The following is a 22,666-nucleotide window of genomic DNA, read 5'->3' as shown; positions in this document are numbered from 1 at the left end:
ACTATCCAAATCGATTAGTGATGTGAGCTGGTCGATGTTCACGTCTATGCTCGAATACAAAGCAAAGTGGTACGGGAAGCAGTTGGTACCCGTATCGAAAGTTTTTGCGAGTTCACAGCTGTGTTCCCAGTGCGGATACCAAAACAGTGAGGTAAAGAATCTCGCTGTTCGAACGTGGGATTGCCCAGACTGCGGCTGCCACCACGACCGCGACCTAAATGCAAGCTCCAATATATTGAAGGAGATTCAAAGGATCCTTCCAACCGTCGGTGCGACGAGGCTAGCCTAATCATTTGAACGAACCGTTAGGTTCGTGCTCTTAGGAATCCCCCAACTTCAAGGAGTTTCAGCGAGTAAGTGGGGGTAGTTCAACGAGGTAGTATCTTATTTCCATTTGCCATATAATATCCACGGTTCCTGGACGTCATAAGGAGATAGATCCGGAATATTTTTAAATCCTTCCGCAGAAAAATCAATCCAACAGCCGACATTATCTGGATGCAGCTTCCAGTGGTGAAGAATGGTATCAAAGAAACCAGGCTGGTTATAATGATCGTCCCAAAAATATTTCACATGGGAATAGTCAAACTTTTTCGTATCATTTTTCACAATTACAAATCGAGAAGCATCGGGGTTCTGGTAAAAAGAGGACTGTTCAAGATATTGCTCAGTAAACAAGGCGTAATCATAAGGAAGCGGATAGTAGCATTCATAAGGGAATATATCAGTTTCATTCGTTACGGATGAATGAAGAAGTTCCTTTTTGCGTTGAAGGCTGGTTACTTCCTCCCAAACTTGCCCCGGCTCATGATCTGTTAGGAGCTCAGGAGACTTTAGGGTTAAGAAATGCAGTACAGGACCTTCTTCAAGCGATAACTTTTCCAAAACTCTTCTGGCGGCAAGGTTATGGAGATGAGTATTTGCTCCGATCCAATCTATCATAGGATCACGGAATAGTTGATCTACAATTGACTGTAGAAGTTCAGTGGCGTTACCTTTCATAAGCGTCCGACGATCACTTCGCAAACGGCCCAGCATGGCATATTTACCGCTCCCAAATAAACTGTAGCCACCTACTGCCAGCATCTTTCCTTCTCTAAATAGGCCGAACAGTTCATGACTATCGGATTCAATCAGTCTTTCGAAAATACGAACCACATAATCATCTTCAATTCCGGTGTCCATAGCTTCAAGCGCCGGCCGATCTTTATATGTTAAAGGTTGCACATTCATAACTTGTTCCATTCGGGATGGCTCCTTTTTGATCAATTTCCAGAATTATATTCTCATTTTTATAATGAAAAGTCCATTAATTTTGATCCAGGATAGAATGGTGTTTGAATTGGAAACACCAGGGTTATTTGGTACAATAGATGTCACGCACAAGAGGAGGATAACGCTATGCCACGAGGAAATGGTAAGACAATTGCACAAAATAAGAAGGCAAGGCATGATTTTTCAATTGAAGAAACTTTTGAGGCCGGGATTGTTCTGCAAGGAACGGAAATCAAGTCTATTCGTAATGGCCGTGTGAATTTAAAAGACAGCTTTGCCCGTATTAATAATGGAGAAGTATTTTTGCATAATCTTCATATATCTCCCTACGAGCAGGGGAATATCTACAACCATGATCCCACTCGTATGAGAAAGCTGCTTCTACACCGAAAAGAAATTAATCAATTAATTGGTCAAACCCAGCAAAAAGGATACTCGCTTGTACCCCTCAAAATGTATATTAAAAATGGGGTGGCTAAAGTGTTGATTGGTTTAGGAAGAGGTAAGAAAAAATATGATAAACGTGAAGATCTCAAACGCAAGCAGCAAAAGCGTGAGATTGATCGCGCAATAAAAGATAGTCTAAAATAGACTCTTCCCTTGAAAAATGCTATAATTATGCTATAATAATAATTGTCGCTAAACGCGATGATGTTTTTAGAGCTTGATGCTCTATCCTTTAATCCTAACGGGGACGTTACGGATTCGACGGGGATAGGTCGAGCTCGGGTTGCGAGTCGAGGCGACGTCTCGTTAAACGTCATTTGCCTAAATATAACTGGCGAATCTAACGATAACCTAGCTGTAGCTGCATAAGCAGTCTATAGCTGATCCTTCCTGGCATTGCCCGTGTGGCAGATGAAGGGTCTCAAACTGAAACGGGCTACGCGTTTTTCCTCCGCCTGAGGAGAAACGAAGAGACTAATCAGGCTAGCTTCTTGGAAGCCTGTTGATAGGCTGAAGAGGAAGCGAATAATAATATATCAACTACGCTTGTAGAAGCCCGAGTGCCGATATCTCCGGACGTGGGTTCGACTCCCACCGTCTCCACCAATACATAATTGGTGGTTTTTTATTTCTAAATTTTTTAAATGCTTGAGTTTGTTGTCTAACAAACTCAAGCATTTTTTATACATAATAATTCAACTCGATACCTCTTAGCTAAGTTGGGAAAAAGGTTTTCTTCTATACTATTTTCCGGGAAATTAAATATGATTATCTTAAACGACAAAAAGCATTAAAAAAGTGAAAATTAAGAAAAATATTGACAACGCTTTCACAATCAAGTAAGTTTATAACTAACAAGTTAACTTTGTGACGGAGACATGGAGACTCACACTGAACTAGTACATCCTTTGGGATACGTACGCCTTTCAGTGTGAGTTTTTTTTATAACACCCGTTAACTTGTCAGTTTAAACTAAAAAAGGAGAGCTGAGTAACATGTCGGAATTCTTAGCAGAACTAATTGGAACCATGATTCTGATAATTTTCGGCGGAGGTGTCGTCGGTGGCGTGGTGCTGAAAAATTCTAAAGCTGAAGGGGCTGGTTGGGTTGTTATAACAATTGGGTGGGGTCTTGCTGTAGCAATGGGGGTTTATGCTGTCGGCAGTTTTACAGGCGCCCATATTAACCCTGCTGTAACACTTGGGTTTGCGGCTGTCGGCGAATTCCCATGGAGTAAAGTACCTGTATATATTACTGCTCAAATGATCGGCGCTTTTATCGGGGCTGTTATTGTATTTTTTAACTATCTTCCTCACTGGAGGGATACCGAAGACCAGGGTGCAAAGCTTGCTGTCTTCTCAACCGATCCGGCTGTTCGCAGTCCATTCTCTAACTTAGTGAGTGAGATGATTGGAACTTTCGTTCTGTTAATGGGACTTATGTTTATCGGGGCAAACGAATTTACAGAAGGATTAAACCCCCTGATTGTTGGAGCATTGATTGTAGCGATAGGGATGTCACTCGGAGGGGCGACAGGATATGCCATTAATCCGGCGCGAGATCTTGGTCCGAGAATTGCGCATGCTCTGCTGCCCATACCTAAAAAAGGCAGTTCTGATTGGGGTTATGCTTGGATTCCGGTAATTGGCCCTATTTTAGGCGGAATTTACGGAGCGGTATTTTATCGCGCCATGTTCTTAGCAGAATTCACAGGCTTGTTTTGGGTACTGAGCGTTGTTGTAGCTATCATCTTAGTTGGTGCAGCATTCTCTGAACTGAAAAAAGAGCATACAGTAGCCGAGCAAGTAGAAGAAAAAATAAGCTAAATTTGAAGGGGAGATCATGATGACAAACAAGTATATCTTATCAATTGACCAGGGAACGACAAGTTCACGGGCTATTTTATTCAATGAAGCAGGAACAATTGTGGAAACTGCCCAAAAAGAATTTGAACAGTTTTTTCCAAAGCCGGGCTGGGTTGAACATGATGCTAATGAAATATGGACTTCCGTACTAGCCTGTATAGCAGAAGTCTTAAGAAAGTCAGATGTGGGGCCAGATCAGATTGCTGGTATAGGTATAACCAACCAGCGTGAAACCGCAGTGGTCTGGGATAAAAACACGGGTAAACCAGTATACAAAGCGATTGTATGGCAATCAAGACAAACAGAAGATATTTGCAAAGAGTTACGTGCTCAAGGACATAATGAGCTTTTCCGAGATAAAACTGGCCTTTTATTAGATCCTTATTTCTCAGGCACCAAAGTGAAATGGATCCTGGATCATGTGGATGGCGCACGTGAAAAAGCTGAAAATGGTGACTTAATGTTCGGTACAATCGATACTTGGCTTGTCTATAAACTATCAGGTGGCCAGACACACATAACAGATTACTCCAACGCTTCCCGTACTCTTATGTTTAATATTTATGACTTAAAGTGGGACGAAGAACTTCTGGATATTCTGAACGTGCCAAAAAGCATGCTTCCCGAAGTAAAACCTTCCTCTGAAGTTTACGCAGAAACTGTAGATTACCACTTCTTTGGTCATAATGTTCCGATTGCAGGAATTGCAGGCGACCAGCAAGCGGCTCTCTTCGGACAAGCTTGCTTTGAAAAAGGGATGGCTAAGAATACGTACGGAACAGGATGTTTTATGCTGATGAACACAGGCGAAGAAGGAGTGAAGTCAGACCATGGACTTCTAACCACCCTTGCCTGGGGAATTGATGGCAAAGTAGAATATGCCCTTGAAGGTAGTATTTTTGTAGCTGGGTCAGCAATTCAATGGCTCCGAGATGGGTTGAAATTGATTAATAGTGCTCCTGAAACAGAAAATCTTGCAGTTTCTGTCGACTCTACTGATGGAGTTTATCTTGTACCTGCTTTCGTTGGACTTGGTACACCTTATTGGGATAGTGATGCAAGAGGAGCTGTATTTGGATTAACACGCGGAACTTCCAAGGCCCATTTTGTCCGAGCGACTCTTGAGTCACTTGCTTATCAGACGAAGGATGTACTGGATGCGATGATTGCGGATTCTGGAATTAACCTGAAAACATTGCGAGTTGACGGTGGGGCTGTGAAAAATGATTTCTTAATGCAGTTTCAGAGCGATATTCTTGGAGTTCCTGTGGAGCGCCCTGAGGTTCAAGAAACAACAGCTCTTGGAGCGGCTTATCTCGCTGGACTAGCCGTGGGTTATTGGGAAAATAAAGAAGGTATTCAGAAACAATGGAAGAACGAACGCACATTTACAGGAGATATGGAGCAAGCAAGACAAGACGAGTTATACAACGGCTGGAAAAAAGCAGTAGCTGCAACAAGAGAGTATAAGTAATTATCCAGACAGGTCTTTCAATACTGAAGGACCTGTCAAAGTGTGTTTTTTAAATCGATCAATCAGGGAGGAAGAGCATGATGAAAAAAATAATCAATGACTCAAATCAGGTCGTAACAGAAATGCTGGATGGAATTGCAGCTGCCTATCCAAGTGATGTAAGACGAGTGCAGGATACGACAGTTTTAGTTAGGAAAGATGCTCCCGTAAAAAATAAAGTAGGTATTGTAAGCGGGGGAGGAAGCGGTCATGAACCTGCTCATGCGGGTTACATTGGTCAGGGAATGCTGGATGCAGCTGTAGCTGGAGAAGTGTTTACCTCACCGACCCCGGACCAGGTATTAGAAGGGATAAAGGCCGTCGACGGTGGTGCCGGAGTTTTTCTTGTCATTAAGAACTATACAGGTGATGTTATGAATTTTGAGATGGCGGCGGAGCTTGCTGAAGCAGAAGGTATCGAAGTGGAGAAGGTGGTTGTTAACGATGATGTCGCAGTAGAAGATAGTTCATTTACCTCCGGACGCCGCGGAATTGCCGGGACCGTTTTTGTTCATAAAGTTGTAGGTGCTAAAGCTGAGACAGGGGCTTCCTTAGAAGAAATAAAAGCCACAGCTGATAAAGTAGTCGCTAACGTCCGTTCTATGGGGGTTGCTCTCAAGCCACCTGTAATGCCGGCCTCAGGAAATCCTAATTTTGAGCTTAATGAAGATGAATTGGAAATCGGAGTTGGTATTCATGGTGAGCCTGGTACAGAACGAAAAGCGGTCAGCTCAGCTAATGACATTGCTGTGGAATTGACGGACTTAGTACTGGAGGATTTAGGCCTTACCGGATCTGAGGATGTAGCTGTTATGATCAATGGTTTGGGAGCCACTCCAGAAATGGAACTTTATATCGTTAATCAAAAAGTACAAGAGCATCTGCAGGAAAAAGGAATAAACGTCTATAAAACCTATGTAGGAAATTACATGACCTCGCTTGAGATGGCCGGTTGTTCGGTGACCTTATTAAAAGTAGATAATGAATTAAAAGAACTGTTAAATGAACCGTCCAAGGCGCCAGCATTTAAAGTATAAAAGGGAGGTATTAACGTGAATTTTGAAGTCAGCCATGCGATAAATTGGGTTCACGGTATTAACGAAAAGGTTCAAAACCACAAAGATGAACTAACCTCACTGGATCAGGCTATTGGGGACGGAGACCATGGGATTAACATGTCCCGTGGGTTTCAGGAAGCAGTAAATAAAATATCTGGTGAAGATTATTCAGATGTCTCCGGTGTATGGAAAGACGTCGCCACCACGTTGATGTCAAAAGTCGGTGGAGCTTCGGGGCCATTATATGGCACCGTCTTTTTAAAAATGTCGACTGCTGTAAAAAGTGTAGAATACATTGATTATTCAACATTCTCTTCAGCACTGAAAGAGGCTGTAACCGGAATTAAGCAGCGTGGAAAAGCAGAAACTGGTGAAAAAACAATGCTCGATGTATGGCAACCTCTGGCAGATAAAATGAGCGAAGTCCAGGATTTTGATAGTCAGCTTATCCTTGATACCGCGCAATCCTCCATGGAATCAACTAAAGATCTTGTAGCGACAAAAGGCCGAGCCGCTTATTTAAAAGAACGTTCAAAGGGACATATCGATCCAGGAGCCATGTCCTCTTACTATGTATTTGAAGCGTTAGCAGACTGTATAAAAGGAGACGAGTAAAAACATGGCACATGTTGGTATTGTACTGGTTTCACACAGTGAAAAAGCTGCCTTGGGAATCCGTGATATTTTACAACAGGTAGTAGGCGAAATCCCGGTGGAAGCAGCGGGTGGTCTGGAAGGTGGGGAAATTGGTACGAACTTCGAGCGGATACAAGCAGCTATTCAAAACATACACAGTGATAAAGGAACGATTGTTTTTTATGATATAGGAAGTGCTCAAATGAATGCCGAGATGGCGATTGAGACGCTTGGTTTTGAAAATGTTCAGCTTGCTTCTGCCCCAATTTTGGAGGGCGCCTATCTTGCTGCTGTGGAGTCTAGCATCGGAAAAAGTGTGGAAGAAATCTTTGCTTCACTTAATAAAGAATTTAATTAAAGGTAACACCAAACCAGGCAAGGAAGTATTTCTTGCCTGGTTTTTAGGTTTGAGGGTAATTTTTATAGGCAGGCTTGTCCATTTAACGTCTTTCCAACGGAAGAGTCATACAGCGGATCCCTCCCCCGCCTTTTTCTAATTCAGAAATCTCTATTTCAATCAAGTTTTTCTTCCGCAGTTCAGGAAATCGATGAAAAATTTTTTTGTTCAGCTGTTTACTGACAAGTATAGTCTCAGGGTTAAGTGTAAGAAAATTAATGTCAGGAACGGTTTGTTTAACTTTATCTGTCCAAATTACAGAAAACCCATGACGTTCTATGAATTCATGAAACATACAGAAGTTACGGCTTTGGCTGCCCAGAACTTCAATGGGGAAATAGCGTAGATAATCCTTAGTTAGCAAGAGTTTTTCACCTGCTACATTACAGTTCATATCTAAATGGAGGGTATCGGACCTGCGTGGCAAGTCTATGACACCAACTTCTGAAAACCCTGCTCTCCTTATTTGCTGCTGAATATCATTCATGGATTCCATACTGGTCCGGAGTCCGGCATTGATCAGTACAGCATCTTTACTTAAAATAATCACGTCTCCAAATTCTATTGAATTCCACTTATTGTTCGCTTGTAGAGGAAACGTATGCTCATCCCACCATTTTTGGAACACCCCATGGCTATGTACATATTCAGGTTTCCTCATGGATGTACCGGCTTTTCCAGGAAGCAGTGTTCTCCCGAAGGCGCAAGCTAAATCCCGTACGAAAATTCGGCTGATTAGTTGTTGATTAAAGCGTTTGTCCTCCGGTGATAAGTATTCCGAGTAATCGATAACCTGAACTCCTTCTTGTTCCATAGATTGAACCAGTGTTTCATATTGATGAAAAATCTTTGATGGATCAAAAGGTTTCAACCATTGAACGTTTTCAGCTGTTTGTTGATCCGGGATCTCAAGAACAGACGGTGAGCAGACTACCACAGTCTTTAATTCGTCGTATTCATTCCAACAGTTCACGGGCATTCTCATATTCGATGACTCCTTTGTGTGTCTCTTTCTACTATTTCCCTCCTGCTGATTTATCATTCCCTTGATCAGAGAGATTGCTTAAGCCGCTGAAAGGACATTTAGGAAGAGAAGTGCTATCGTCTTTTAAAAAATATTGCTTCCATTCAAGATTATCTTTCTCTCCATACCATTTTAGGTCTGGATGGATTGGGATATTATCGTAATTATTCAGGCGGGCACGAATAATGCTCTTCAGCTTGCGGCCTTGAGAGGTCCCACTATTGATCTCATCAAAAACAAAGCGTGGCTGAAAGGCAAGTAGTAAATAAGGAAAATAACGACTATTTCTATCCAGATGGGCTGGAGTAGCGCAAAATACGAAATACGGTTCTCCATGGAAGCAGAATTCCCAGGCGTTCTGATCAGGATCGGAAGGGATGTGCTCAGGCCAGGACTTCTCGTCATAAGCATGAATCTTATTTAGGATCTCCCAAAAGAGAGACTGGTAGTAGTCTAAATTCCATTCTGTGTTCTCTGTGTTAAAAAATAGAACAAGTGATGCGTATTTTCCAGTCTCTCTCGAAACCTCACCATATTCTTTTAAATAATCAGCAGCTTGCTTACAAGCATGGGAGGATTCAGGATTGTCCGCAAAACCAAAGCGGAGTGAGTCGGTTATAAATCCCTGTTTCCCCGGCACACATGGATAGGGATGTCTTTTATCCTTCATCATAGTAGAAAAATCTTTATAAGCGAGTTGTTCCCATGAGTCGAGTTGTTGAGCATGTTCCTCTATCCAAGTTTTCGTCAATAATCTCACTTACAGACCCTCCTTAGCAGGTTACAAAGTAGCATATTTAATGAAAGGAGGAAGTGTGTTTGTCCATTGGAAATGAAAAAAACTGGAGTATGAAAAATTACCCTCCAGATTTTTTCTTTTGATTAATGAGTTTGGGATGGAGCAGGCTGATAGCTTTGAAGCATTTGATTCATATCCTGCTGGTTTAACTGTGGGACTTGGTAGTATCCATTTTTATTTTGATAAAGGAATATCTCATAACTCATTTCAATAAAGTTAGGGACACTGTCAGAAATAACTCGGCGCAGAACAGGGTTTGTCATTTCCAGAGCAGTCATAGTTAGTAAAGAAGCTAAAGATTTAGTCTGACCTAGCATATAAGCAGATAATCCTTGATCTGAGAGCTCGTTAACGGACTGGTTTGGTTTTTTAGGCTGCCCAGGTTTCAGACCATATACAGCATTGTTGTTCTGATTCATTTTGTATTGCTGGGTCGGCATGTTAGGGTCCTGTCCGGTTTGAAAGCTTTGAACAATAGTGTTGTACATTTGGGTGACGAAAGCGGATTGACGATTTAAAATATCTTTTAGCTCTTGATCTTGAATATGCTGAGCATACATCTGATATTGATCCAGCATGCTGATTACACCGGCTATCACTTCGTGAGCGTCGAACAGTTCATGACCGCCATGATTTTGATTCTGATTTGGAGCCAAGTTCGGCTGCATAGTCTTATTTGATTGCATTTGGTTTTGGTTTTGCATTACTATTCCTCCTATTGAAATAAAGTAAGTTTCCTCTTTAAGGATGCCCCTGGTGAGTAAAACCATGTGCAAAAAAGTCAAATAGCTGAATAATCATCCCTTCGTCATTAAATTTTCGAAATTGTTTACGTTTTCATATAGACTTTCCTGTTTGAAGTGATAAAATCTAAGGGAGTCTATATAAGGGAGTTAATTTTTATGAATTTATGGGGAAGAAAAATATTTGTTATATTAATATCCGTACTTACATTAGGTTTGTATATCCCTCCTACAGAACTCGCGGCTGAGTCAGCGGACAAAGAAATGACTTCTGAGGATTCAAGTGAAGAGAAAGAACTTTCTTTATCAATTGAGGATATTCCTGACTCTGTTGAAAGTTCTACGGAATCTGAAAAGCCGGATGAAGAACCGTTTGATGTAATAATGGCGCAGGCCAAAGAACAAACGATCACGAAAATGGGACCTAAAATTCTTGAAAAAATAGATGCTGAAATGACGGAAGAAATTCTTCCTAAAATTGAAGAAGTAGTAGAAATGCTTCTCACGCAAGCTGACGAGGAAGCTCCTTATTATGAAATTACGGAACAGTTGAGCCCGGGGTATGGGGAGAAAATTTTTAACTTATACAATTATCGGACCAATGAAGAAACAGCTCGTTTCCACGTCCGTCGTGATAAACGGCCAGGGGAAGGATACTGGTTCAATTTCCATTATCACTTAAGCGAGGACAACTTTGCCAAACACCACTTTATTGGAGAAATTTACTGGGAGAAAAATACTCCTCCTAAATGGATGTCATAAGATAGATAGAAACGGTCCTGTCAGCAGGACCGTTTTTTAATTGTGCAGGGATTGTTTAAGAAGCACATTGATAGCGGATTGTAACGTTCATCTTGTTTCTCTTTATGGGAATTGAGGTAATACTACGTGCTCAAGGAGGAGAGAAATGTCTACAAATGCACTCGTGACTGGTGGAAACCGAGGATTGGGATTTGAGAGTGCCGACTGTCGGCTCAGCAAGGGTTTAAGGTTTGGCTGGGCGCAAGAAATGAAGAGAAAGGCAAGAGAACAGTAGAAGCTTTGCAAAAAGAAGGTTTGGAGGTGCACTATATCTTCCCAGATGTTGCCCAGCCGGATAAGATTGGCCAAGTGAAAGATCAGATAATAGAACAAGATGGAAAAATGGATGTGCTTATACACAATGCAGGGATTTTTCCAGATAAGAAAAGCTCCATATTGGAAATTGACACGTTACATTTGAAGACATCCACCTAACCAATTATTTTGGAGCACTTTTATGCCGGTGATGATGGAAAATAACTATGGGCGTATTGTTAACCTGGCAGCAGAGATGGGGTGAATAAGGCGATGGATGCTCCCATGGCAGGAGCTTATAAAGCTTCTAAATATGGGGTGAATGGACTTACTCGACTGTTTGCAGGAGGCGGCAAGAAGAAAAAATATAAAAGTTAACTCCGTGAGCCCAGGGTGGGTAAAAACTGATTTAGGTGGGGAAAAAGCTAAGCGCGAACCGGCACAAGCTATGGAAGGCATTCTTTGGCTTGCTCTATTAAATGAGGATGGACCAAAAACGGGAAGTTTTTTCAGAGATCGTGAAGAGCTGGATTTACAAGGGCGAAAAACTAATAAAGGATTCAGTCCACGGACTGAATCCTTTATTAGTTAATCAGAGTCTTCGCCAATGATTCGAACTTCTCTCTCTAAGTCTACGCCAAATTTATCCTTCACGGTCCGTTGTACATGTTCGATTAAAGAAATGTAATCTGTAGTGGAGGCATTATTTTTATTAACAATGAACCCAGCGTGTTTAGTTGAGACTTCAGCTCCACCGATATTCGTTCCCTGAAGCTTACTGTCCTGAATCAGTTTACCTGCAAAGTATCCAGGAGGACGCTTGAATACACTGCCGCAGGAAGGATATTCAAGAGGCTGCTTGGATTCCCGTTTGTACGTTAAATCATCCATAATAGCTTTGATGTCTTCATAAGGGGCAGGCTTTAAATTGAAAGTAGCTTCCAGTACAATGTCGCCAGTCTCCGGTATATTACTTGTACGATAGTCAAGATTCAATTCGGAAGCTAGCCTTTTCACCAGGTTACCTTCTTTATCCACCACGTATGCATAATCAAGCACGTCTTTAATTTCACCGCCGTATGCCCCTGCATTCATATATAACGCGCCGCCGACCGTTCCTGGAATACCACAGGCAAACTCAAGTCCTGAGAGACTCTGGTCTAAGGCGTGGCGGGAGGCATCAATGATCCTCGCACCGCTTTGAGCGACTACGGTATTTCCTTCGGAGGATATATCGTTTAAGTGTTTTAAGTTAATAACGATGCCACGTATTCCTCCATCTTTAATGATCAGATTGGAACCGTTCCCAAGAAGAGTGAAAGGAATATTATCTTCATTTGATAGCTTGACTACGTTTTGAACTTCTTGAAAAGTAGTCGGAGTAATGAAAAAATCAGCATTGCCTCCAAGCTTTGTATATAAGTGGTCTTTTAACCTCTCATTAACCTTCACATTGTCTTTTTTAACAAGCTTTAATAATTTATTATAGATTTTTTCTTTAGTTTCCATGAACACCAGTCCCATTTAAAGTTGTTTTTCTACATTCTGCACGTAATCCTTCAAATAATTATAAGGGTCAAAGGAAAGACTTATCTACACATAGTTTATGTCAGTTGGGTAAAAAGTTTACAAAGTCCTTTACATTCTGAATTCAACACACGCACCTTATTTTATCATACTTTGAAAATGAAATTTGTAATGAATTCCTAAAGAATGTGTTTATATTTCAATGGTTTTCCAAATTATTCATAAATGATAGGCGGTCTTATGAAAGAAAGCGCTTTATATTAAAAGAAAGTTTTATATTTTCAGAAAAGTCATTGCCTTTACTCATCCTAGTTAGTATCATCATAATAAGTTGTTTCAAAAATCGACATATAAAAAGATAAGGGGTGTAGGTGATGGATCAATCCAAAAAAGATCTAAGAATCAATAGTAAAGTTATCAGTGAAGGAGTTAATCGAGTTCCTAACCGTTCAATGCTCAGAGCCGTGGGTTTTACGGATGAGGACTTCAAAAAGCCGATGATTGGAATTGCCAGTACATGGAGCGAGGTCACACCTTGCAATGTGCATATTGATCGTCTGGCTCGGGAAGCCAAAGATGGCGCGCGCGATAATGGCGGCGCTCCGATGATTTTTAACACGATTACTGTATCTGATGGAATTGCAATGGGACATGAAGGAATGTTCTACTCTCTTCCAAGCCGAGAAGTAATTGCAGATTCAATTGAAACTGTTACGAATGCAGAACGTCTGGACGGAATTGTAGCGATCGGAGGCTGTGATAAAACCACTCCTGGATGTTTAATGTCTATCGGCCGTATGAATATTCCTTCTGTCTATGTTTATGGAGGAACCATACAGCCAGGAAAGCTGAATGGTGAGGATATTGATATTGTTTCTTCTTTTGAAGCAGTTGGTAAATATCATGAAGGTGAGATTAATGACGAAGAGCTGCATAAGGTAGAGTGTAATGCCTGTCCGGGCGCGGGAGCTTGCGGTGGAATGTATACGGCTAACACGATGGCTTCTGCTGTAGAAGCTTTAGGTATGAGTATTCCTGGATCTTCTTCAACTCCAGCAGTGAACGACTACAAAGAGCAGGAATGCAAACAAGCTGGTGAATTAGTTGTGGATCTTTTAGAAAAAGGAATTTATCCAAGAGATATAATGACCAAAGAAGCATTTGAAAACGCAATTACAGTTGTAATGGCTCTGGGTGGATCCACGAACGCTTTTCTCCATCTACTTGCTATGGCTCATTCGGCTGGAGTAGATCTTACCCTGGATGATTTTGAAAGAGTACGCCAGGAAGTTCCTCATATTGCCGATATGAAACCAAGCGGAAAGTATGTTATGCAGGATCTTTATGAAAGCGGCGGCGTTCCAGCTGTCATGAAGCTTTTACACGAAAATGGCTTGTTACATGGAGATTGTCTCACAGTTACAGGGAAAACTGTGGCTGAAAATCTCGAGGAAGCCCCGCCATTAAAAGAAGGTCAGAAGGTGATTCTCCCCCTAGATAAACCTATTAAACCAAACGGGCCACTGGTAGTGCTTAAAGGAAACCTTGCACCTGAAGGGGCAGTTGCGAAAATGTCTGGTCAAAAAATTAGTCGATTTGAAGGACCAGCACGCGTTTATGACAGTGAGGCAGAAGCCACCCAGGCTATCGTAGACGATGAAATTAAAGAAGGGGACGTGCTCGTCATCCGCAATGTTGGGCCTAGAGGCGGTCCAGGCATGCCGGAAATGCTCTCGATTACAGCTATGATCGTTGGGAAAGGACTTGGAGGTAAGGTGGCATTACTTACAGACGGACGTTTCTCCGGCGGCTCACATGGGTTTGTGATTGGGCACGTAGCTCCAGAAGCAGCTCTGGGAGGACCTATAGGAATTCTGAAAGAAGGAGACACAATCACTATTGATAGTGACGTCCAGCAAATTAACTTTGACGTTTCTGATGAAGAATTTAAACGCAGGAAAGAAGAATGGCAGCAACCTGCACTTAAATACAAAACAGGCATCTTAGCTAAATATGCTAAATTAGTGTCTTCTTCTGCCAAAGGAGCAGTAACAGACGCAGACTTGGAATAATTACTTGATAAAAAGGGCGGCTTTATAAGCTGTCCTTATTTATAGTATTTGACGTTGTTAACTGTTGGGGTTAACCCTTGATCAAAGCCTTATTAAGCAATAGGGCCGGTTAGTGGAAGATTCCCAACCCACCCTAGCCTCCTTGCCATAACGGACCCAATATATCTCGAAATCAAGTCTTTCAGAAAAGGGAGCTTTTCTTTAACTAATAACCCTGAGATTTAACAGAGCAAATTATAAGGAGGTAGTGAGATAAAATGACTAAAATAGGATTGGTCCGGCATGGAATTACATCTTGGAATATAGAAAAACGTGCTCAGGGAAAGTCTGATATACCTTTAAACCAAGAAGGAATAAGAGACGCTGAAAAGCTTGCAGAGCGGTTACATAAAGAAGAATGGGATGCATTATACACGAGTCCTTTAAAGAGAGCTGCTCATACAGCACAGATAATTGCCAGCCGGCTGGGCTTGGAAATTGGTTATGATCTCCGCCTGCAGGAGGTAGACGGTGGACTAATTGAGGGAACGACCGAGGAAGAGAGAATTGAACAATGGGGAAACGGCTGGCGGGAGATGGACCTAGGAATCGAGAAGAAGGAAAAAATTATTCAACGTGGAATGTCTATCATTAATGAGCTGTCTGAAAAAAATGCCGGGAAGAATATTTTAGTGGTTAGTCATGGTTCTTTAATCAGTCATATGGTTAGCGAACTTGATCCATTAAAAATAAGAAAAGAGCATATGAAAAATACCTCAATCACAGAAATCAAATTACAGCAAGACCAGTGGTCATGTGAATTGTTTAATTGCACTAAACATTTGGAAATATAGAAAAGACCGGCTATTATTAAGCCGGTCTTTTTGATTATTCATGTGTGTAATTTAAATCCCAGATGATTCCGTATTTATCTTTTACTTTTGCAAAAGTAGCGTTCCAAAATGTGTCTTGCAATTCCATAAGTATTGTACCCTTTTCACTAAGGCGATCATAAAGGGTCTGAATCTCGGTCTTATCTTCGAGTTCAAGTGCAAGAGAAATATTATTCCCGGCATTTACAGATTGATCAAGAAAAGAATCCGACACCATAAAAGAAAAGCTGCCCTTCTGAAAATGGGCATGCATAATACGGTTATCCAAACCTGGTGGTGTTTCAAAGTCCGCTTCACCAAAGGTTTGGCTGCCGGTAACTTCCCCTTGAAACACATGGGTATAGTAGTCCAAAGCCTCTTCAGCTTCACCGTTAAACGTTAAATAAGGAGTAGCTTGATGTTTCATTTGATCCCTCCTATGAATTATTATAACTAATTCAACTATAGTGGATATCCAATATAGAGTCACTTAAATTCTGAAAATTTTCAGTTGGGTTCAAAGTTTAGAGACCTCAATGTGCTTAAAGTCCCTGTGTGCTGTTTCTATTTTGAATTAACGTGGTATTAGAATAAAAGAATTGCTAAAGGAGATGAATGAAATGGACAAATTAGTCAGTCTCGGGAAATCAGGTTTATCCATCAATCCAATCGGATTAGGAACGAATGCTGTAGGCGGTCATAATATATACCCGAATCTAGATGAAGAAGCTGGAAAAGATGTCGTGCGTACGGCGCTTGAAAACAATATGAATTTCTTGGATACAGCTTTTATTTATGGCCCCAAGCGTTCTGAAGAATTAGTGGGTCAAGTGGTCAAAGAGCAAGGAAATCGTGAAGAAGTGGTCCTGGCTACTAAAGGTGCACATGAGTTTAAGGGAGACGACGTAGTTTTTAACAATTCGCCCTCTTTTCTAAAAAACGCGGTAGAAGGAAGTTTAGATCGCTTGCAGACGGACTATATTGATCTATTCTATATACACTTTCCAGATGATGATACGCCAAAAGATGAAGCAGTGGGAGCTTTAAAAGAAATGAAAGATCAAGGGAAAATCCGTTCCATTGGAGTGTCCAACTTCTCAGTCGATCAGTTGAAAGAAGCGAATAAAGACGGATATGTGGATGTAATTCAAGGAGAATACAATCTATTTAAACGACAAGCAGAAGAGGAAATGCTTCCGTACACAGCCGAGAATGGAATTTCCTTTGTTCCTTATTTCCCATTTGCTTCAGGTCTGCTGACAGGTAAATATGATGAAAATACAACGTTCGATGATTTTCGTGCTAAAAATCCGCTTTTTCAAGGCGAAGAATATAGAAAGAATTTAAAGAAAGTCGAGCAGCTGAAAGAATTAGCTCATTCTAAAAATGTAGAAGTGCCGAACCTTGTTTTAGCCTGGTATTTAAACCAAGACTCTATTGATGCTGTTATCCCTGGTGCTAAACGAAGAGATCAAGTAACGGATAATTTAAAGACACTTGATGTAGAGTTATCTAAAGAGGAAGTCAGACAAATACACGAAATTTTTTCTTAATAAAAAGCCTGCCATTTCTGGCAGGTTTTTTTAGGCTGGAAAGAAAAAACTGAGGGTTTAGCGCCTTGTAAAAATAGAGTTCAGAAAAAATATTGATGCGATACAGCTGATCGCTTTCGGATGATCGCGGACGCATACGGTATTCCATAATACATCATCTGACTATTTGTATAAAATTTTCAAAAAACTGTTGCAATACAAACTGTTTCATCGTAAACTGTATCATAACAGTTAATAGTTAATAAAACTGTTATACAAAAAGGAGGAGTTTAATAATGAAAAAGAAAAATCAAACGATTACTGTCCCATGTCCACAATGCGGTGCTGAAGTAAAAGGTCATCATTATACTTATATGATGGAATGCGATCGATGCTTGTCCAAGAAAGATGAATAAAATCGCGCATATTCTGTTATAGAACAATCGGATTTATTTTAATCTAGTATATAACAAATTGGAGGGTGGAAATGGAAACAAAGTTATCCGAAGTAAAGGTGAAAGGAAATCTGCACCCAGGTTTTAAAGAGATTTTAACCCAAGAAGCTTTGGCTTTTCTGGAAGGCTTACATCTTCACTTCGAGGAGAGAAGAAGGAAACTATTAGAAGATAGGGAAGAAATTCAATCAAAATTAGAACGAGGGGAAAAGCCGGGTTTTCTAAAAGAAACGGAGCATATTCGGCAAGGAGACTGGCTGATAAATGATCTGCCTAAAGATTTAAAAGATCGAAGAGTAGAAATCACCGGACCCGTTGATCGTAAGATGGTCATTAATGGTTTGAATTCTGGAGCGAAAGTATTTATGGCGGACTTTGAAGATGCCAATTCACCCACTTGGTCGAATACGATTCACGGGCAGATTAATTTGCGGGATGCGATCAGGAAAAACATTACTTTTCAAAATGACAATGGTAAATTATACCAACTGGAAGAAGATACAGCTGTACTTATGGTACGACCAAGAGGCTGGCACTTAGAGGAAAAGCATCTAACCTATCAAGACCAAGCGATGTCTGGTAGCCTTGTTGATTTCGGATTGTATTTTTTCCACAATGCCAAACAGTTGATAAAGAACGGCTCCGGCCCTTACTTTTATCTTCCTAAACTGGAGAATCATAAAGAAGCACGGTTATGGAACGACATTTTCGTATACGCTCAGAACTACATGAACATTCCTCAAGAAACAATTAAAGCAACGGTTTTATTGGAAACGATCCTCGCTGCTTATGAGATGGATGAAATATTGTATGAATTAAAGGAACACTCGGCTGGTCTAAACTGCGGACGCTGGGATTATATTTTCAGTTACTTAAAAAAATTCCGCCATGATCCATCTATGATACTCCCAGATCGTTCAGAAGTAACGATGACCGTTCCATTTATGCGTACCTATTCTCTTCTTACCATACAAACGTGTCATAATCGCGGCGCTCCTGCGATGGGTGGCATGGCAGCGCAAATACCTGTAAAAAATGATCCGTCCAAAAATGAAGCTGCTTTCCAAAAAGTAATAGTCGACAAGAAACGGGAAGCCAGGGACGGACACGATGGCACCTGGGTCGCTCATCCTGGGATGGTTCAAGCAGCGATGGACGTATTCAACGAGGAAATGCCAGAACCTAACCAGATTAATAAAACGAAGCAAAAGATTATAGTTTCACCAGAGGACTTACTGGAAGTTCCAGCAGGGGAAATTACGGAAGAGGGGTTACGTACGAATATAAATGTTGGGATTCAATACATTGCATCATGGCTGGAAGGAAGGGGAGCAGCACCCATTCATCACTTAATGGAGGATGCAGCAACAGCTGAAATTTCCAGGGCTCAAGTTTGGCAATGGATTCGACATCCAAAAGGTGTGTTGAATGACGGACGTACGATTACGTTTGATCTTTACGAGAAGATAAAAGATGAAGAGATGAACGTTATCCGGCAAGAAGTCGGTACCGATCATTTTAAAAAAGGCCCTTTTAAAAAAGCTGAAAAACTTTTTGATGACTTAATCAGAAATGATAATTTTGAGAACTTTTTAACCACTAAAGCCTACGAGCAGCTATCTTAAGGGGGAGGAGCGGAATAATGAATAAGAGAGTAGAAAAATTAAGAAATCAGTGGCAGGAAGAAGAACGTTGGAGAGGGGTTTCTCGTCCCTATGAACCAGAGGATGTGATCCGCTTGAGAGGGTCTATGGATATTCAACATACACTAGCTGAAAAAGGCGCCGAAAAATTGTGGAACCTTCTACATGATGAAGAGTATGTTCATGCCCTGGGTGCTTTAACCGGAAACCAGGCGATGCAGCAGGTAAAAGCCGGACTTAAGGCTATTTACCTGAGTGGCTGGCAGGTAGCAGCGGACGCTAATTTGTCTGGACATATGTATCCGGATCAAAGCTTATATCCGGCAAACAGCGTTCCTCAGGTTGTTAAAAGAATCAACCAGGCACTTCAGCGCGCAGATCAAATTCATCATATGGAAGGAAAGAACGAAATTGACTGGTTCGCCCCGATCGTTGCAGATGCAGAAGCGGGTTTTGGGGGGCAGCTGAACGTTTTTGAATTAATGAAAGGAATGATAGAAGCGGGAGCCTCTGCCGTCCATTTTGAGGATCAGCTTTCCTCGGAGAAGAAATGCGGCCACCTTGGCGGTAAAGTTCTTTTACCTACGCAAACAGCTGTTCGAAATTTAATTTCCGCACGCTTTGCAGCGGATGTGATGGGTGTTCCTACTATTATTATAGCGCGAACCGATGCGAATGCAGCTGATCTTATTACAAGTGATGTGGATGGCAGTGATGATGAATTTCTTACAGGGGAACGGACGGCAGAAGGTTTTTATAAAACAAAAGCTGGAATAGAACAGGCTATTGCAAGAGGGTTGGCGTATGCCCCTTATGCCGACTTAGTGTGGTGTGAAACTTCCGAACCAAACATAGAAGAAGCAAGAAGATTTGCTGATGCGATTCATGAAAAATTCCCTGGAAAGCTGCTAGCCTACAATTGTTCTCCTTCTTTTAATTGGAAGAAAAAACTGGATGACGAGACGATTGCCAGTTTTCAACGAACGCTTGGAGAGATGGGTTATAAATTTCAATTTGTAACTCTTGCAGGTTTTCACGCACTCAATCACGGCATGTTTGAATTAGCTAGACAATATAAAGACCGTGGAATGGAAGCTTATTCAGAGTTGCAGCAAGCAGAATTCAATAGTGAGACCTACGGATATTCAGCTACCAGACACCAGCGAGAAGTCGGTACCGGCTATTTCGATGAGGTAGCCCAAGTTATATCCGGAGGTACATCTTCCACTACAGCATTAAAAGGTTCTACCGAATCCGAACAATTTACGACAGAAACGGTTTCTCAGTCCTAACCTTAAGGCTCACCTTAAACGGGTGGGCTTTTTGTATGAGATTTTTCACATAATCCATGCAAAGTAATAAGGTATGTTATCAACTATTTTTTGTGTGTACGCAGACAAAAGGAGTGATTACATGCCTGCCATATCAGGGGAAGAGTACAAGAAAAGAGTGGATGGTTTAAACGCAGAGATTTGGCTGGACGGAGCGCAGGTCACAGGCAAACTATCATGTCATCCGGCATTTAGCGGAGTAATCAAGACTCAGGCCGAACTTTATGATCTACAGCTGCATCCGAAATATAAAAAAGAATTGACTTTCTTGTCAGATACTACAGGAAATGAGATCGGCACGTCTTATTTAATCCCGAAGACGAAAGAAGATCTTGAAAAAAGAAGACAAATGATTCAATGCTGGGCACGTTCTTCCGGAGGTTTATTAGGGCGAAGTCCCGATTATATGAATACAGTCCTTGCCTCCTTCGCCGCTTCAGTAAGTTTACTAGCAGAAGAAGAGAATTGCTATCCAGATCGGCTGTTATCTTTCTATGAAGAAGCGCGTGAGAAAGATCTTACCTTTACGCACGCTTTTGTAAATCCTCAGACTAATCGGGGAAAGCTGGCCTTTCTTGAGGAGGATGTGACAAATGCACGTATCGTGCGCCGAGAAAAAGCGGGACTTATCATAAGAGGAGCAAAGCTTCTGGCTACTCAGGGCGGTATAACAGACGAAATCATCGTTTATTCTGCCCCCGGGGCACAAGAAAGCGATCATACCTATTGTTTTTCCATTCCCAGCAATACTAAAGGCTTGAAGTTTATTTGCCGGGAATCCTTCAGTATTGACAAATCTTCATATAACTTTCCTCTTTCATCCAGATTTGATGAAATGGATACTGTAGTGATATTCGATGAGGTACTTGTTCCTTGGGAGAGAGTGTTTCTGCATGATAATATACGAGCGGCTAATGAATTTTATAAGAAAGGAAAATTTGTTCCATTTACGCTACACCAGATTATTTCCAGGCAAATCATTAAATTAGAATTTCTATTAGGTGTTGCTCACCAGATTGTGGAGACCATCAATATTGGTGAATACCAGCATGTTCAGGCCAAAGTAGTAGAGATTGTGAAGGGGTTGGAAAGTTTAAAGGCTTTGCTTCACTACTCCGAACACCAGGCTGAGATTGACAACAATGGAATAATGACCCCTTCTGTGCAGCCACTTTATGTAGCAATTAATCAGAGTCAGGAATTATACCCTCGTCTGATTGAAATAATTCAACTGCTAGGCGCAAGCGGGTTAATGACCATTCCTCATGAAGAAACGTTCGAATCGAGGATGGGGGATGACTTAAGTCATTACTTGAAGGCAGGGGATTGTAAAGGAAAAGAAAGGGTAGCCTTATTTCGTTTAGCCTGGGACCTGACAATGAGTTCGTTCGGTTCACGACAAACACTTTATGAGCGATTCTTTTTTGGTGATCCCGTCCGTATTTCTCAAACCATATATCAAATGTACGACGAAGAATCTTCAATTTCGTTAGTTTCAAGGTTTTTAAAAGAAAGCTGACGGTCAGACGTCAGCTTTTATCTTTTTGTATTACTTTTTTTAGCTTTTTGTTCTAATTGTGAATCTGGCTGCTGATCTGCTATGTCCTCGGTCAAACCTTGAGGGTTCACAGTTTTAGGGATCTTACTTTTATCGGCATTACTCTTTTTGCTCATCATTTAACACCTCCACCTATAGTTTGGGTGATAAAGATAATTTTATCCAAACCCTTTCATTTTATGACCATCGAATGAATTTAAATAAAGGAGCAGAAGATAAGAGCATGCAAAGGAGGTATTTATTTTGAAGAAAAAACAAAAAACAGAAGAGATAGCTGAACGCAGCTATGAACCAGCTGACTACGAGAAAAATGATGAGACATCCCAAGGTCTTGCAGTCACTCACGAACAAGTTTCAGACACCATGACAGAAGGAACAATCGACGGTAACATTGATGAAGTGGACCAAGATGGAAATTTAAAGAGTCATGAAGGAAAACCTCTTTCACGCCAGCGTTACAATAAGTTTAAGAAATGAGGATTTATTTAAATGGCAAGAAAAAAAATATTAGTTCCAGGTGCAAGAAAAGGGTTGGATGAATTAAAGCAAAGACTGCTGAAAACTCAAACGCCAGAAAATGCAAAGTATGAAGTGGCAGAAGAAAAAGGAATACCATTAAATCCGTATGATAACGGAAACTTAAGTACACGGGACGCTGGCCGAATTGGGGGAGCAATCGGAGGACAAATGGTGAAAGAATTAGTAAGACAAGCTCAGAAGGACCTTATGGAAAAAAATAAATAAATATGTCATGAACAAGAAAGCAGAAAGCTTCTAAGCTTCCTGCTTTCTTGTTTGTTCACTAACATGATATAGTAGCATAAATTTAATATGAACAAGCAAAATCCATTCTTTTTTTGTAAACTCCGGTATAATAGGAAATA

General features: G+C 41.1%; 25 protein-coding genes and 1 other RNA gene. 19 read left to right on the top strand and 7 right to left on the bottom strand.

Annotated elements, in window-relative coordinates; genetic code table 11:
- The coding region (locus ACTWPM_RS19165; RefSeq protein WP_443134579.1) for a zinc ribbon domain-containing protein at positions 1–289 on the top strand (289 nt) is incomplete at its 5' end.
- A gap of 95 nt (positions 290–384) precedes the next feature.
- On the opposite strand, the gene ACTWPM_RS19160 is transcribed toward ACTWPM_RS19165, so the two are convergent.
- Entirely contained in the window at positions 385–1,245 is an 861-nt protein-coding gene (locus ACTWPM_RS19160) for a GNAT family N-acetyltransferase (RefSeq protein WP_443134578.1), read from the bottom strand.
- A 156-nt stretch (positions 1,246–1,401) separates the two neighbouring features.
- Here ACTWPM_RS19160 and smpB point away from each other — a divergent pair, with 156 nt between their 5' ends.
- From smpB to dhaM, 7 genes are all read left to right on the top strand, one after another.
- Positions 1,402–1,866, top strand: a complete 465-nt coding sequence (gene smpB / locus ACTWPM_RS19155; protein ID WP_089751805.1) for an SsrA-binding protein SmpB — start codon at positions 1,402–1,404, stop codon at positions 1,864–1,866.
- A gap of 99 nt (positions 1,867–1,965) precedes the next feature.
- Positions 1,966–2,328, top strand: a transfer-messenger RNA (tmRNA) gene (gene ssrA, locus ACTWPM_RS19150).
- Positions 2,329–2,717: 389 nt separating this feature from the next.
- The gene (locus tag ACTWPM_RS19145; protein WP_443134577.1) at positions 2,718–3,548 is read left to right on the top strand and encodes an MIP/aquaporin family protein; all 831 of its coding nucleotides are present in this window, start codon (positions 2,718–2,720) and stop codon (positions 3,546–3,548) included.
- 19 nt (positions 3,549–3,567) lie between these two features.
- On the top strand, positions 3,568–5,061 hold the full coding sequence (glpK, locus tag ACTWPM_RS19140; protein WP_443134576.1) for a glycerol kinase GlpK: 1,494 nt from the start codon (positions 3,568–3,570) through the stop codon (positions 5,059–5,061).
- Between the two features lie 80 nt (positions 5,062–5,141).
- Positions 5,142–6,137, top strand: coding sequence for a dihydroxyacetone kinase subunit DhaK (gene dhaK / locus ACTWPM_RS19135; RefSeq protein ID WP_443134583.1), 996 nt, complete (start codon positions 5,142–5,144; stop codon positions 6,135–6,137).
- A 15-nt stretch (positions 6,138–6,152) separates the two neighbouring features.
- A complete protein-coding gene (dhaL, locus tag ACTWPM_RS19130; protein ID WP_443134575.1) occupies positions 6,153–6,773 on the top strand; it encodes a dihydroxyacetone kinase subunit DhaL in 621 nt (206 codons plus the stop codon).
- 4 nt (positions 6,774–6,777) lie between these two features.
- Positions 6,778–7,152: a dihydroxyacetone kinase phosphoryl donor subunit DhaM gene (dhaM, locus tag ACTWPM_RS19125; protein ID WP_443134574.1), complete on the top strand. Its 375-nt coding sequence runs from the start codon at positions 6,778–6,780 to the stop codon at positions 7,150–7,152.
- Positions 7,153–7,234: 82 nt separating this feature from the next.
- Here the strand turns inward: dhaM and ACTWPM_RS19120 are convergent, their stop codons facing one another.
- The 3 genes from ACTWPM_RS19120 to ACTWPM_RS19110 all read right to left on the bottom strand — a co-directional run bounded on the left by ACTWPM_RS19120 (position 7,235) and on the right by ACTWPM_RS19110 (position 9,718).
- Entirely contained in the window at positions 7,235–8,176 is a 942-nt protein-coding gene (locus ACTWPM_RS19120; RefSeq protein WP_443134573.1) for an arginine deiminase family protein, read from the bottom strand.
- A gap of 31 nt (positions 8,177–8,207) precedes the next feature.
- On the bottom strand, positions 8,208–8,975 hold the full coding sequence (locus tag ACTWPM_RS19115; protein WP_443134572.1) for a YqcI/YcgG family protein: 768 nt from the start codon (positions 8,973–8,975) through the stop codon (positions 8,208–8,210).
- A gap of 122 nt (positions 8,976–9,097) precedes the next feature.
- Positions 9,098–9,718 (bottom strand): spore coat protein, encoded by a 621-nt coding sequence (locus ACTWPM_RS19110; protein WP_443134571.1) that lies wholly within the window; start codon positions 9,716–9,718, stop codon positions 9,098–9,100.
- A 198-nt stretch (positions 9,719–9,916) separates the two neighbouring features.
- Here ACTWPM_RS19110 and ACTWPM_RS19105 point away from each other — a divergent pair, with 198 nt between their 5' ends.
- The 3 genes from ACTWPM_RS19105 to ACTWPM_RS19095 all read left to right on the top strand — a co-directional run bounded on the left by ACTWPM_RS19105 (position 9,917) and on the right by ACTWPM_RS19095 (position 11,405).
- Positions 9,917–10,519, top strand: coding sequence for a YpjP family protein (locus ACTWPM_RS19105; protein ID WP_443134570.1), 603 nt, complete (start codon positions 9,917–9,919; stop codon positions 10,517–10,519).
- A gap of 204 nt (positions 10,520–10,723) precedes the next feature.
- The gene (locus ACTWPM_RS19100; protein WP_443134582.1) at positions 10,724–10,993 is read left to right on the top strand and encodes an SDR family NAD(P)-dependent oxidoreductase; all 270 of its coding nucleotides are present in this window, start codon (positions 10,724–10,726) and stop codon (positions 10,991–10,993) included.
- A gap of 202 nt (positions 10,994–11,195) precedes the next feature.
- A complete protein-coding gene (locus ACTWPM_RS19095) occupies positions 11,196–11,405 on the top strand; it encodes a hypothetical protein (RefSeq protein ID WP_443134569.1) in 210 nt (69 codons plus the stop codon).
- Here ACTWPM_RS19095 and murB read toward each other — a convergent pair.
- The gene (gene murB / locus ACTWPM_RS19090; RefSeq protein WP_443134568.1) at positions 11,402–12,322 is read right to left on the bottom strand and encodes a UDP-N-acetylmuramate dehydrogenase; all 921 of its coding nucleotides are present in this window, start codon (positions 12,320–12,322) and stop codon (positions 11,402–11,404) included. The genes ACTWPM_RS19095 and murB overlap by 4 nt on opposite strands.
- A 392-nt stretch (positions 12,323–12,714) precedes the next feature.
- On the opposite strand from murB, the gene ilvD reads away from it, so the two are divergent.
- Both ilvD and ACTWPM_RS19080 read left to right on the top strand, forming a co-directional pair.
- Positions 12,715–14,412 (top strand): dihydroxy-acid dehydratase, encoded by a 1,698-nt coding sequence (gene ilvD / locus ACTWPM_RS19085; protein WP_443134567.1) that lies wholly within the window; start codon positions 12,715–12,717, stop codon positions 14,410–14,412.
- 257 nt (positions 14,413–14,669) lie between these two features.
- Positions 14,670–15,245 carry a histidine phosphatase family protein gene (locus tag ACTWPM_RS19080; RefSeq protein WP_443134566.1) on the top strand — a complete coding sequence of 192 codons (576 nt, stop codon included), beginning with the start codon at positions 14,670–14,672 and terminating at the stop codon, positions 15,243–15,245.
- A gap of 34 nt (positions 15,246–15,279) precedes the next feature.
- Here ACTWPM_RS19080 and ACTWPM_RS19075 read toward each other — a convergent pair whose 3' ends face one another.
- Positions 15,280–15,690, bottom strand: a complete 411-nt coding sequence (locus ACTWPM_RS19075; protein WP_443134565.1) for a VOC family protein — start codon at positions 15,688–15,690, stop codon at positions 15,280–15,282.
- A gap of 193 nt (positions 15,691–15,883) precedes the next feature.
- Here ACTWPM_RS19075 and ACTWPM_RS19070 point away from each other — a divergent pair, with 193 nt between their 5' ends.
- The 4 genes from ACTWPM_RS19070 to hpaB all read left to right on the top strand — a co-directional run bounded on the left by ACTWPM_RS19070 (position 15,884) and on the right by hpaB (position 21,743).
- Positions 15,884–16,816, top strand: a complete 933-nt coding sequence (locus ACTWPM_RS19070) for an aldo/keto reductase (RefSeq protein WP_443134564.1) — start codon at positions 15,884–15,886, stop codon at positions 16,814–16,816.
- 466 nt (positions 16,817–17,282) lie between these two features.
- Entirely contained in the window at positions 17,283–18,875 is a 1,593-nt protein-coding gene (aceB, locus tag ACTWPM_RS19065; RefSeq protein ID WP_443134563.1) for a malate synthase A, read from the top strand.
- Between the two features lie 17 nt (positions 18,876–18,892).
- Positions 18,893–20,185: an isocitrate lyase gene (gene aceA, locus ACTWPM_RS19060; RefSeq protein ID WP_443134562.1), complete on the top strand. Its 1,293-nt coding sequence runs from the start codon at positions 18,893–18,895 to the stop codon at positions 20,183–20,185.
- A gap of 121 nt (positions 20,186–20,306) precedes the next feature.
- Positions 20,307–21,743, top strand: a complete 1,437-nt coding sequence (hpaB, locus tag ACTWPM_RS19055; RefSeq protein ID WP_443134561.1) for a 4-hydroxyphenylacetate 3-monooxygenase, oxygenase component — start codon at positions 20,307–20,309, stop codon at positions 21,741–21,743.
- Positions 21,744–21,760: 17 nt separating this feature from the next.
- Here the strand turns inward: hpaB and ACTWPM_RS19050 are convergent, their stop codons facing one another.
- Positions 21,761–21,901, bottom strand: a complete 141-nt coding sequence (locus ACTWPM_RS19050) for a hypothetical protein (RefSeq protein ID WP_443134584.1) — start codon at positions 21,899–21,901, stop codon at positions 21,761–21,763.
- 124 nt (positions 21,902–22,025) lie between these two features.
- Here ACTWPM_RS19050 and ACTWPM_RS19045 point away from each other — a divergent pair, with 124 nt between their 5' ends.
- Both ACTWPM_RS19045 and ACTWPM_RS19040 read left to right on the top strand, forming a co-directional pair.
- Positions 22,026–22,259, top strand: a complete 234-nt coding sequence (locus tag ACTWPM_RS19045) for a YozQ family protein (protein WP_443134560.1) — start codon at positions 22,026–22,028, stop codon at positions 22,257–22,259.
- Between the two features lie 12 nt (positions 22,260–22,271).
- Positions 22,272–22,526, top strand: coding sequence for an alpha/beta-type small acid-soluble spore protein (locus ACTWPM_RS19040; RefSeq protein ID WP_443134559.1), 255 nt, complete (start codon positions 22,272–22,274; stop codon positions 22,524–22,526).
- The last annotated feature ends 140 nt before the right edge of the window (positions 22,527–22,666 follow it).

It is taken from the genome of Halobacillus sp. K22 (genome assembly GCF_052246795.1).
Classification (GTDB): domain Bacteria; phylum Bacillota; class Bacilli; order Bacillales; family Halobacillaceae; genus Halobacillus.
This window is presented reverse-complemented; position numbering and strand designations above follow the sequence as displayed.